At 71.7% G+C, this 12,127-nt stretch carries 7 protein-coding genes and 1 pseudogene; 7 read left to right on the top strand and 1 reads right to left on the bottom strand.

Features of this window, described 5'->3' with window-relative positions; all coding sequences use genetic code 11:
- The 7 genes and pseudogenes from AB0O28_RS36760 to AB0O28_RS36730 form a co-directional block, all read left to right on the top strand.
- Positions 1-258, top strand: a pseudogene (locus AB0O28_RS36760) (sugar ABC transporter permease); the annotation flags it as partial.
- Positions 255-1,061 carry a carbohydrate ABC transporter permease gene (locus tag AB0O28_RS36755; protein ID WP_363647202.1) on the top strand — a complete coding sequence of 269 codons (807 nt, stop codon included), beginning with the start codon at positions 255-257 and terminating at the stop codon, positions 1,059-1,061. The pseudogene AB0O28_RS36760 and the gene AB0O28_RS36755, both read left to right, overlap by 4 nt.
- A 27-nt stretch (positions 1,062-1,088) precedes the next feature.
- A complete protein-coding gene (locus AB0O28_RS36750; protein ID WP_363647201.1) occupies positions 1,089-2,810 on the top strand; it encodes a hypothetical protein in 1,722 nt (573 codons plus the stop codon).
- Positions 2,811-2,864: 54 nt separating this feature from the next.
- Positions 2,865-3,872 (top strand): LacI family DNA-binding transcriptional regulator, encoded by a 1,008-nt coding sequence (locus AB0O28_RS36745; RefSeq protein WP_363647200.1) that lies wholly within the window; start codon positions 2,865-2,867, stop codon positions 3,870-3,872.
- Between the two features lie 126 nt (positions 3,873-3,998).
- Complete coding sequence (locus AB0O28_RS36740) at positions 3,999-5,618, top strand: serine/threonine-protein kinase (protein WP_363647199.1); 1,620 nt, start codon at positions 3,999-4,001, stop codon at positions 5,616-5,618.
- A gap of 114 nt (positions 5,619-5,732) precedes the next feature.
- Positions 5,733-9,188, top strand: a complete 3,456-nt coding sequence (locus AB0O28_RS36735) for an indolepyruvate ferredoxin oxidoreductase family protein (RefSeq protein ID WP_363647198.1) — start codon at positions 5,733-5,735, stop codon at positions 9,186-9,188.
- Positions 9,185-10,324 (top strand): acyl-CoA dehydrogenase family protein, encoded by a 1,140-nt coding sequence (locus tag AB0O28_RS36730; protein ID WP_363647197.1) that lies wholly within the window; start codon positions 9,185-9,187, stop codon positions 10,322-10,324. The genes AB0O28_RS36735 and AB0O28_RS36730 overlap by 4 nt, the downstream gene beginning before the upstream one ends.
- Before the next feature lie 80 nt (positions 10,325-10,404).
- Here the strand turns inward: AB0O28_RS36730 and AB0O28_RS36725 are convergent, their stop codons facing one another.
- Entirely contained in the window at positions 10,405-11,100 is a 696-nt protein-coding gene (locus AB0O28_RS36725; protein WP_363647196.1) for a tyrosine-type recombinase/integrase, read from the bottom strand.
- Positions 11,101-12,127: the final 1,027 nt, after the last annotated feature.

Genomic DNA, 12,127 nt, shown 5'->3' with positions numbered 1-12,127 from the left:
CTGCGTCCGGTGTCGGCGATCACGCTGCTGCTGGGGCTGGTCTACACGCTCAAGGTGTTCGACATCATCTGGATCATGACGAAGGGCGGGCCGAGCGGTTCTTCCAGCACGTTCGCCACCTGGTCCTATCGGCTGGGCTTCGGCAACCTCGTGCCCTCGTTCGGGCCCGGCGCGGCGGTGGGCAACCTGCTGATCCTCATGGCGCTGGCCTTCGGGCTCGTCTACATCCGCGTGCAGCGACGGCAGGCCGCGGCATGAGGCGGCTCAACACCGCCGTCGGGCTGGCGCTCACGGCCGTGATGCTGTTCCCGGTCTACTGGATGGTCAACGTCTCGTTCACCCGCGACCAGGACATGCGCAAGTCGCCGCCGTACTGGTTCCCGGTGCACGGCACGCTGGACGGCTACCGGGCGGTGCTGGAGCGGCAGCTGCCCTACCTGGGGGTGAGCCTGGTCGTCGGGCTGGGCACCGTCGCGCTGACCCTGCTGGTCGCGGCGCCGGGGGCGTACTCGCTGGCCAAGCTGCGGCCGCGCGGCGGCGGCGTGCTGAGCTTCGTGCTGCTGATCGCGCAGATGATCCCGGGGATCATCATGGCGATGGGCTTCTACGCCATCTTCCTCACCACCGGCGTGCTCAACACCGTCCCCGGGCTGATCGTGGCCGACTCCACGCTCGCGGTGCCGTTCGCCGTGCTGATCCTGACGGCGTTCATGTCCGGCATCCCCGAGGAGTTGCTGCAGGCGGCCCGGGTGGACGGCGCCGGGGTGATGCGCACGTTCGTCTCGATCGTGCTGCCGGTCTCCCGCAACTCGATCATCACGGTGTCGCTGTTCGCGTTCCTGTGGGCCTGGTCGGACTTCGTCTTCGCCTCCACCCTCGACCAGGGCGGCGCCCATCAGCCGATCACCCTGGGGATCTACCACTACATCGGCAACAACAACCAGGAGTGGAACGCCATCATGGCCACCGCCGTGGTCGCCTCCATCCCGGCGACCGTTCTGCTCATCGTCGCCCAGCGCTACGTCGCCGCGGGCGTCACCGCCGGCGCCGTCAAGGACTGAGTTTCTTCGAGAAGGGACCCCCTCTTCATGACCGTCGCCGCTTCAGGCCCGGTGTTCTCCCTGCGGGAAATCCCGTTCAGCTACCGCGGCTCCTGGTTCGGCTTCTCGCCGGTGGTCGCCCAGAAGACCTACGCCCGGGACGTGCATCTGGTCTCCCACCAGACCGGCATGCACCCGGTCCTGCGGCTGGTGCCGTCCGCGGAGAGCGACGTCACCGCCACGCCCCACCGGCTCACCTGGAGCCGTGCCGGCGGCCGGATCGACCTCGCCTACGAGAACGCCGACACGGTGCGGCTGCGCGGCAGGGACCTCGGGCTGAGTTTCCTGGCCGCAGACCCCGTCCTGACGCCGTTCAGCGGCCCGTACTTCTACCAGGACCCGGCGGACGGATCGTTCGTCTTCACCGTCTACCAGACCGGCCGCCGCTACCGCGTCACGGTGCTCGCGGGACAGGCGGAAGCGCGGGGCGCGCAGGCGCTCGGCACCGCCGAGCGGGGCGTCGTCCTGAGCGGCGAGTGGGAGGTCGCCGTCGAGGAGTACGAGGCCGCTCGCGCCCCCTACGCGCCCGCCGGCGCGTTCGAGGAGGTGGCCGAGGCGGCGCGGGCCGAGTTCGACGCGTTCACCGCGGCGGTCGCGCCCTGGCGCAGCGAACGGACGCCCGCGGCCGAGCTGGCCGCCTACGTCCTGTGGTCGGCGACCGTACGTCCGGCCGGGTTCGTCACCCGGCCCGCCGTGCTGATGTCCAAGCACTGGATGGACAAGGTGTGGAGCTGGGACCACTGCTTCAACGCCATCGCCCTCGCCGACGGCCTGCCCGGCCTGGCGTGGGACCAGTTCCGGCTGCCCTTCGACCACCAGGACGAGGCGGGCGCGCTGCCCGACTCCGTCACCCACTCGGAGATCCTCTACAACTTCGTCAAGCCGCCCATCCACGGCTGGGCTCTGCGCCGCCTGCCGGCGGCGGCCGAGCCGGAGGAGGTCTACCGGCTGCTGGAACGCTGGACGGCCTTCTGGCTTACGGCGCGGCGCGTCCCCGGCCGTGAACTGCCGCACTACCAGCACGGCAACGACAGCGGCTGGGACAACGCCACCACCTTCGACCCCGAGCGCGTCGTCGAGACCGCCGACCTGGCCGCCTTCCTCGTGCTGCAGATGCGCGAACTGGCCCGCCGGGCCCCGGACCCGGCGGCCGCGGCCCGCTGGTCCGGCGCCGCCGACCGGATGCGCGACGCGCTGCTCGCCGAGCTGTGGACGGGGGACCGGTTCGTCGCACGCGGCGCGCACTCGGGGCGCACCTGGTCGAGCTCCAGCCTGCTCGACCTCATGCCCATCGTGCTCGGCGACGAGCTCCCCGAGCCGGTGCACACGGCGCTCGCCGCGCGCATCGCCGCGCATCTGACCGCGTTCGGTCCGGCCACCGAGCACCCCGGGTCCGAGCACTATCAGGACGACGGCTACTGGCGGGGACCGATCTGGGCCCCCTCGACCGTCCTCGTCGAGGACGGCCTGCGCCGCGCCGGTCACACCGGGCTGGCCGACGAGATCAGCGCCCGCTTCCGCGGGCTGTGCGAGCGGTCCGGCTTCGCGGAGAACTTCGACGCGCGCACCGGCGAGGGGCTGCGCGACCGCGCCTACACCTGGACGGCCAGTGCCTATCTCATCCTCGCCGCCGCCCACGAACGGCGACACGAACAGCGGGCGCGGACGGCGGGTACGGCGGCTTTGACACAACCGCGGACGCCTGCGTAGCCTGCCGTCGAATCGATTCGAATAATCGCGTCGACGGGCTGCCGCGGGGGACGGGTGAACATCGGGGAGATCGCGAGGCGGGCGGGCGTGTCGCGGAGCACGGTCTCCTACGCCCTCAGCGGCAAGCGCGCGGTCTCCGACGCGACTCGCCGGCGGATCCTGCAGGTCGTCGACGACGTCGGCTATCGGCCCAACGCCTCCGCCAGAGCCCTGGCGGAGGGCCGCACCCGCGCCATCGGACTGGTCATCCCGCCCGCCGGGCGGCGCCTGACCCCGATCCAGCTCGGCTTCGTCGCCGATGTCGTGGCCGCTGCCGGCCGGCGCGAGCTGGACGTGCTGCTGTCGCCCAGCGGCGGCGAGCACGACCGCTCGTTCGAACGGATGATTCGCGGTCGCCGGGTCGACGGCGTGATCCTGATGGAGGTCCGGCTGCGGGACGCGAGAGCGGCCCGCCTGCGGGAGTCCGGTGTGCCCTTCGTGGCGATCGGCCATACCGCGGACGCGGCGACCGGATACTGGGTGGATCTGGACTACCGGGGACTCGTCGCGGGCTGTGTGCATCACCTGGCCGACCTCGGGCATCGCGAGATCGCGCTGATCAACCGGCCACGAGAGCTCCTCGATTCCGGTTACGGCCCGGCTCGCCGTGCCCTGGACGGGTTCACCGCCGCAGCGGCGGCACGGTCCCTGTCCGCGACCGCGTCGTGCTGCGCCGACGAGGCGACGGCGGGCGAGACCTGCATCGAGGACCTGCTGGCGGCCCGGCCGCGGGTCACCGGCCTCGTCACGGTGAACGAGGCGGCCCTGCCCGGCGTCGAGCGCGCGCTGCGACGCCTCGGCCGCGCGATACCCCGGCAGATCTCCGTCACCGGAGTCGTGGGGCGGCACTGGGCCGAGGAGTTCCACCCGCCGCTCACCGCGGCCGACGTCCCGATCACCGAGATGGCCGAAAGGGCCGTCGAACTGCTGGCCGAGCGAATGGCCGAGCCCGGCACGCCGCCCAGCCACGTCCTGCTCTTCCCGCCGATCTCCCTGCGTTCGAGCACGGCGCCGCCACCGTGAACGAGTTCCGCCGGGCCGGCAGGTCCGGCGGATTCGGCCGATCCGGCCGTTCTCGCCCGGTCCGCCCAAGAGGATAGGTTGGCTCCCGATCATCTGGGCGCGAGTCGCTATGGGGAGGTGCGGGACATGGTGCCGTCCACGCTCGGCGGTCGTTACGAGCTGGAGGAGCTGATCGGCCAGGGCGGCATGGGCGAGGTCTGGCGGGGCCGCGACCTGCGGGCCCACCGCCCCGTCGCGGTGAAGATCCTCGCGCCGCAGGTCGCCGGGGTCGCCTCGCGCGAGCGCTTCGCCCGCGAGGCCCGCGCCGCCGCCCGCGTCGTCCATCCGAACGTGGTGACCGTGCTCGACGTGGGCGAGCAGGACGCCCGGCCGTACCTGGTGATGGAGCTGCTCACCGGCCGCAGCCTGGCCGCGGAACTGCTCGACCGGGGCCGGTACGGCGTGGCGGAGGCGTGCGACCTCATGAGCCAGGCCGCCGCGGGGCTGGACGCCGCGCACCGCGCCGGGGTCGTGCACCGGGACGTCAAACCCGCGAACCTGCACCTCACGACGAGCGGCGTGCTCAAGGTGGTCGATTTCGGCGTCGCCCAGGTGGCGACCGAGGCGGCACGGCTCACGATGGTGGGCACCGTCATCGGCACCGCCGCCTACCTGGCGCCGGAGCAGATCGACGGCCGGGGTGGCGGGACCGCCTGCGATCTCTACGCGCTGGGGTGCGTCTGCTATGAGCTGCTGTGCGGGCGCCCGCCGTTCACCGGGTCGGCCCCCGAGCTGGTGTATCAGCACGTCCACCAGGTCCCGGCGCCGCCCGGCCGGCACCGGCCCGACATCCCCGCCGAGCTGGAGCGCCTGATCATCGCACTGCTGGCCAAGGACCCCGCCGCCCGGCCCGCCGACGCGGAGGTCGCGCGCCGGGTCCTGGCGGCCGTCGCCCTCTCCGCGCGGGAGGCCGCCCAGCGGGAGCCGGCCCAGTGGGAGGCCGCTCAGTGGGAGGCCGGGACGGCGGCGCCGCAGGCGTCGTATCCGGCCGGTGCGCGTGCGGGCGACACGGCGCTGCTCAACACGGGGCTGCTCAACACGGGGCTGCTCGACACGGGGATGGTCGACACGGGGCTGCCCGACGCACCGCCGCCCGGCCCGCCGGCCGGGCGTGCTCCGGGCCGTTCGGGAACGTCGCCGGAACGACGCACGCTCATCCGGCTCGGCGCCGCGGTGGCGGGGCTCGCCGCGGTCACGATCGGGGTGGCGGCGCTGTCCGACGGCGGCGGGCAGGCGGAACCCGCGGCCGCGGCCCAGTCGCCGGCGGGCACGGACGCCGGGACGTCGCCCACCCCGGCATCCCGGGCGTCCAGGACACCGTCCCCGAAGGCGTCTCCCACGCCGTCCCTCAGGCCGTCTCCGAGGTCGTCCCCGAAGCCGTCTCCCACGCCGTCCGCGCGCCGGGTCTACCGGAGCTACCAGGAATGGCTGGCCGCCTTCGACCACGCCGTCCAGGAGCAGGAGACCAGGGGCGGCATCGAGCCGAAGCTGGCCCGCGAGGCCCACGAAGCGATCAGGAAGACGGCCAGGGACATGTCCAGGGGCCCCGGCAGAGGCAGAGGCAGGGGCAAAGGCGACAAGGCCGCGCGGCACGTCGGCGAGTTGCTCGTCAAGCTGAGACGGGCGCACCAGACCGGCGCGCTCGCCGACGGCCCGCTCGTCGACTTCCTGAACGCCACCGGCCTCAGCGCGCGCAGGGGCCGCTGAGGGTCGCGACCGGCCCGGCGCCCCGCGTTGCCGCGGTTGTTTCGCGCGCGACGCTTGCGCGTACGCCTCGGGCGTTGGTGTGCTGTGAATCACCCAGACCCCAGGAGGTTCGCCGTGTCCCCGCCTCCCGTCTCGCTCGACGACAAGTACGCGGCCGAGAACGGCACCGTGCTGATCTCGGGCGTCCAGGCCCTCGTCCGGCTCACCGTGGAGCAGCGCCGCCTCGACGCCGCGCGTGGGCTGGACACGCGGGTGTTCGTCTCCGGATATCCCGGCTCCCCCCTCGGCGGCGTCGACCTGGAGATGGCACGGGCCGCGCGGTTCCTGGAGGAGGCGGGGGTGGTGGCCAGGCCCGGCCTCAACGAGGAGCTGGCGGCCACGGCGGTCGCGGGCACGCAGCTTCTCGCGCAGGTGCCGGGCCGCAGGCACGAGGGGGTGACCGGGTTCTGGTACGGGAAGAACCCGGGCCTCGACCGGGCCGCCGACGCGATCCGGCACGGCAACCTCGCCGGCACCGCGCCGCTCGGCGGGGCGGTGGCCTGGATCGGCGACGACCCGGCCTGCAAGTCGTCGACCGTGCCCAGCTCCTGCGAGCCGATGTGCCAGAGCCTGTCGATGCCGCTGCTCGCCCCCGGTTCCGTGGCGGAGGTCGTCGAACTCGGGCTGCACGCGGTGGCGCTGTCGCGCGCCACCGGCCTGTGGGCCGGCCTGAAGATCGTCGCCGACGTCGCCGACGCCTCCGCCACCGTCGACCTCGGATCGCTGCGCGAGAACATCCGGTCCGGCGTCCCGGTGCCGGACCGCGCAGATCGCGGGGCACCGCCCACCCTGGTCGGACCGGCCTCGCTCGACGCCGAACACGACATGCTCACCCGCAGGCTCCGCCTGGCCCGCGAGTACGCCCGCGCGCACGGCCTCAACCGGGTGACCCACGACGCGCCGCGCGCCACGACGGGCGTGCTCGCGTCCGGCGCCTCCTACGCCGTGGTCCTGCGCGCCCTGACCGATCTCGGCCTGGACGAGGCCGCGATGGACCACCTCGGCCTGCGGCTGATCCGGCTCGCCATGCCGTTCCCGCTCGCGTACGACGACCTCGCCGCCATGACCGCCGGGCTCGACCGGGTGCTCGTGGTCGAGGACAAGGTGCCGTTCCTGGAGGGGCACCTCAAGCAGGCGTTGTACGAAACCGGGCAGCGCCCCGACGTCTTCGGCCGTGACCTGCTGACGGCGCGCGGCACGCTCGGCGCCGAGGACGTGGCCGCCGCGCTCGTCACCTGCCTCGGCCCCGACCGGCTTCCCCGCCGGGCCGCGATCCTGACGCCCACCTCCGCGAGGCGTCGGCTGCTCCCGCTGGCCGCCGGCCGCACGCCGTACTTCTGCTCGGGCTGCCCGCACAACGCCTCCACGCGTGCCTCCGACGACACGCTGGTCGGCGCGGGCATCGGCTGCCACGCCATGATCGCCCTGGACGGCGACGGACGCGGCAGGCAGGTCGGCATGACGCAGATGGGGGGCGAGGGCGCCCAGTGGTTCGGCCTGGCCCCGTTCACCTCCGACCGCCACTTCACCCAGAATCTCGGTGACGGCACCTTTCACCATTCCGGCTCGCTGGCCGTGCGCGCCGCCGTCGCGGCCGGCGTGTCGATGACGTACAAGCTGCTCTACAACGACGCGGTGGCGATGACCGGCGGACAGCGCGCCGAGGGCCGCCTCGACGTCCCGGCGCTGACGCGGTGGCTGGCGGCCGAGGGGGTGCGCCGGGTCGTGGTCACCACCCCGGAGCCCGAGACCTACCGGAACGTCCGGCTGGCGCCGATCGCGTCCGTACGGCACCGTGACGACCTCCCTGCCGTGCAGAAGGAGCTCGCGGCGATCGACGGGGTGACCGTGCTGATCCACGACGACCGCTGCGCGGCCGAGAAGCGGCGGCTGCGCAAGCGCGGCACGCTGCCCACGCCGAAGGCCAGGGTGGTGGTAAACGAGCGCGTGTGCGAGGGCTGCGGCGACTGCGGGGACGCCTCCACCTGCCTGTCGGTGCAGCCGGTGGAGACGGAGTTCGGCCGCAAGACCCGCATCCACCAGGCGTCGTGCAACTCCGACCTGAGCTGTCTCAAGGGCGACTGCCCGTCGTTCCTGCTCGTCGAGCCCCGCTCCGAGACCCCGCGTACGGTGCCCGAGCCGCCGGTGGCGCTGACCGGGCCGGTGCCGCGCTTCCCGGAGCGCTCGGTGCTGCTGCGGATGCCCGGCATCGGCGGCACCGGGGTCGTCACCGTCTCGCAGATCCTGCGGATGGCCGCCCATCTCGACGGTCTGCACGCCGCCGGCCTCGACCAGACCGGGCTGGCGCAGAAGGGCGGTCCCGTCGTCAGCGACGTGCGCGTGTCCCCGCAGCCGATCAGCGGCGCGGTCCGTGCCGCCCGCGGCACCGCCGACGTCCTCATCTGCTTCGACGTGCTCGGCGCCGCCGCGGACGACACCCTCGCCGCCGCCTCGCCGGGCCGTACGGTCGCCGTAGTGAACACCGCGATCGTGCCGACGGCCGCCATGGTCACCGGCCGCGCCGCGCTCTCCGGGCCGCAGGACGCGATCGTCCGCATCGCGTCGGCCACCCTGGCCGAGGCAGGCCTCCACCTGGACGCCGGCGCGTTGTCCGAGGCGCTGTTCGGCGACCACATGCCCGCCAATCTCGTGCTCGCCGGCGCGGCCTACCAGCACGGCTGCATCCCGATCTCCGCGGACGCGATCGAGGGCGCCATCCGCCTCAACGGTGGTCCCAAGAGTGCGGTCGTCGAGCGGAACCTGGCGGCCTTCCGCTGGGGCCGGGCCGCCGTCCTGGACCGCGAGGCGGTGTTCCGGGCCGTGTCCGGGGCCGCGATCCCCCAGCAGAAGATCGCGCGGCCGCAGATCGCGGCGCCGGCCGACGCGCTGGAGGAGACGCTCGCCGTGCGCGTCGCCGACCTGACCGGCTACCAGAACGCGGCCTACGCCCGCTCGTACGCGCGCGACGTGCGCGGGGTGGCCGCGCTGGCCGCCGAGCGGGCGGGGGAGGAGGCCGGCGCGCGGATCGGGCTCGCGTACGCCCGGGGGCTGCACAAGCTCATGGCGTACAAGGACGAGTACGAGGTCGCCCGGCTGCACCTCGACCCGGTGGAGCGGGCCCGGCGCGAGCGGGAGTTCGGCCCCGGCACCGCCGTGTCGGTGCTGCTGCACCCGCCGCTGCTGCGGGCGATGGGTCTCAAGCGCAAGATCAAGTTGCGCGGGTCCGCCGGCGTCGTGTTCCGCGGGCTGCGGGCCGCCCGCGTGCTGCGCGGCACCGCGTTCGACGTGTTCGGGCACGCGGCCGTGCGCCGGGTGGAGCGTACGCTGGTCGGGGAGTACCGCGAGCTGGTACGACGCGCGCTCGGCCGGCTCACCCCGGCGACCGCCCCGGCCGTCGCCGAGATCGCCGCCCTGCCGGACATGATCCGCGGCTATGAGGGCATCAAGCTCGCCCGTGTCGCCGAGTTTCGCGACCGCGCCGCCGCCCTTCTCGCCGAGCTGAACGAGCCCGTCCTCCAGGAGGCACCGTGACCGTCGACCGTCTGCTGCCCGGCCAGGACGCCCGGGACCTCATCGAGCTGACCCGCGAGATCGCCGACAAGGAACTCGCCCGCCGCGTGGACGAGCACGAGCGGGCCGAGACCTATCCCGAGGGGCTGTTCGCCACGCTCGGCGCCGCCGGGCTCCTCGGCCTGCCCTACCCGGAGGAGTACGGCGGCGGCGCCCAGCCGTACGAGGTGTATCTCCAGGTGATCGAGGAACTGGCCGCGCGCTGGGCCGCCGTCGCGGTCGCGGTCAGCGTGCACACGCTGTCCTGCTTCCCCGTCGCGACGTACGGCACGCCGGAGCAGCGGGAACGCTGGCTGCCGGACATGCTCGCCGGGCGGCTGGTCGGCGGCTACAGCCTCTCCGAACCCCAAGCCGGCTCGGACGCCGGGGCTCTGACCTGCAAGGCCGACAAGGCCGAGGGCGGCTACCGGATCACCGGCACCAAGGCGTGGATCACCCACGGCGGCCGGGCGGACTTCTACGCCCTGTTCGCCCGCACGGGCGAGGGCAGCCGGGGCGTCTCCTGCTTCCTCGCCCCCGGCTCCGCCGAGGGCCTGACCTTCGGCCGGCCCGAGGAGAAGATGGGCCTGCACGCCGTCCCCACCACGACCGCCCACTGGGACGGCGTGCTGATCGACGCCGACCGCCTCATCGGCGCGGAGGGCCAGGGCCTGCCCATCGCCTTCGGCGCGCTCGACTCCGGGAGGCTGGGCATCGCCGCCTGCGCCGTCGGCCTCGCCCAGGCCGCGCTCGACGAGGCCGTCGCGTACGCCAAGGAGCGCGAGGCGTTCGGCAAGAAGATCATCGACCATCAGGGGCTCGGCTTCCTGCTCGCCGACATGGCCGCGGGCGTGGACTCCGCCCGGGCCACGTACCTCGACGCGGCCCGCCGCCGCGACGCCGGCCTGCCGTACGGCAGGCAGGCCAGCGTCGCCAAGCTGGTCGCGACCGACACCGCGATGCGGGTCACCACCGACGCGGTCCAGGTCTTCGGCGGGTACGGCTACACGCGCGAGTTCCGCGTCGAGCGCTACATGCGCGAGGCGAAGATCATGCAGATCTTCGAGGGCACCAACCAGATCCAGCGCCTGGTCATCAGCCGCCACCTCGCAAAGTAGCTCATTGACCTGGGAAGCCTCGATGCGAAGAAAGATCATCGGGCGACACGGGATATCGTCCGATGATCTCCAGTTCTGTCTCAGTTCTGCCCGGCCACGAGCCGGGGACGACGCATGCGCCGGTCGATCGCCGCGCGTGCCCGCTTGTGCGAGCTGGACTGCATGTGGGCGTAGACACGTAGCGTGAACCCCGGGTCGGAATGCCCGAGATACTCGGCCAGCTCGTTGATCGAGACACCGGTTGGGAGCGTCACGGAGGCGTAGTAGTGCCTGAGCTGGTGTGTGCCCTCCTTCCGGGTCGTGATGTACCGGCGGCGGCCTCGTGCGTCCTTCGTCGGCTTGGGGATTATGCCCGCCAGCACGAGAGCGGGTTTCCAGATCGTCTCGTCGTAGGTCCGATGCCGGATGTGGAGATCGTCGGTGGCCCAGCGGAAGAGGATGTTGCACGTCCGAGGCTTGCCGCTCAGCTTCTCCCAGGGAAGCGTGTACGGCCGTGGCGTGTACTTCTGGATACGCGAGCGCAGATATTGGGCCACCCAGTCGGGCATGGGGACGACGCGCTCTTGGTCGTTCTTCGGCAACGCGAAAACGAACGACTCGCCCAGCTTTTTGACCTGCCGGCGTACGTGGATGATCTGTAGCTCGAAGTCGAGGTCTTCCAGCGCGAGGCCGAACCACTCGCCCGCCCGCATCCCGCAGCCGGCGCCGAGGATGGCCTCGCGCGCAGATGCTCGGCGTGGGAGTCGGTGATCGACCAGACCACCTCGTCTGCCCACGCGATGATCTTCTCGTCGGCTTAGGAAGCCTTCTCGCTCTCCGAGGACTTATAGTCGCCGGCCATCATTTGGAGAGGAAGAATTCGCATCTGCGAGACCTGCTGAACGGCCTCGATGAAGACGGCCATAGTAGCGATTGAGACATTGTGACCAACAAATCTGCTGCACCTCGACAAGGTAATGCATCGCCGTAACGCTTCGGGCGGATTAGCTAGCCGCCCATGCTGAGACCCCTGGCCTGCCTACCCAGCGCCACAGGCCAGCACTGTCCGCTTATCTAAATACCGCAACGCTTGGCATCGGAAAGGTTACCGTACCATTTACGTGTAATGGTAACCGTTGTCAAGATCTTGAAAACCGAAGCTGTGAAACGACACCATAGCGATGTCATGAGGGGTGTACCCGGTGATGGAGATTCCCTCCACACATCTACCCCCCGTCATCGAAGGGACTGTGTCTTGAAATTCGGGCTCGCTGGTCTAGCCGTCTTCGCTCTCGCAGCCTCAGGGCTGGTTGTGAATCCAGCATTCGCCGACGCCGCGCCAGACTCGGCCCTCCTGGCCGGCTGCACAGCCACCGCCTACGTTCCGACATACGCTTCGCCGAGTGTCACTGCCAAGGGAACCGGAAGCTGTAGCGGCGTTTCCAGCGCGAGTATCCAGGTCCTTCTACTCAGAGACAGCTCTCAGGTGGCGTCGAGCAGCGGTAGCTGCTCGACCAATGGAGCCTGTTCCACAGTAACCGCCAAAGCGAACAACCAGTCCGGCGACCAGGTGTGGTGCTCCGTTGCCACAGTTTCCTTCACGATTTCCGGCCAAAGCTACGGCTCCTCGGACCGAAAGTGCGAAACATCCGCTTGGATTGCTCGCCCCTAGCTCAGACTGCTATAGGCCGGTCTCTGGGAAAATCGGCAGACCACTTCTCACGGAGCGGGTGGCGTCGATCCGCACCCCCGGGGGGTGCACATCCCGACTTATGATCGGGAACCCGCTCTGTCCGGATGAAGCAGCAATAAGCCCCCCGCATA

The sequence above is a fragment of the Microbispora sp. NPDC088329 genome, from assembly GCF_040685655.1.
Classification (GTDB): domain Bacteria; phylum Actinomycetota; class Actinomycetes; order Streptosporangiales; family Streptosporangiaceae; genus Microbispora.
This window is presented reverse-complemented; position numbering and strand designations above follow the sequence as displayed.

Excerpts from the sequence above, each read along its gene's own strand:
- AB0O28_RS36755 (WP_363647202.1), top strand. The coding sequence starts at position 255 with ATGAGGCGGCTCAACACCGCCGTCGGGCTGGCGCTCACGGCCGTGATG.
- AB0O28_RS36750 (WP_363647201.1), top strand. The coding sequence starts at position 1,089 with ATGACCGTCGCCGCTTCAGGCCCGGTGTTCTCCCTGCGGGAAATCCCG.
- AB0O28_RS36740 (WP_363647199.1), top strand. The coding sequence starts at position 3,999 with ATGGTGCCGTCCACGCTCGGCGGTCGTTACGAGCTGGAGGAGCTGATC.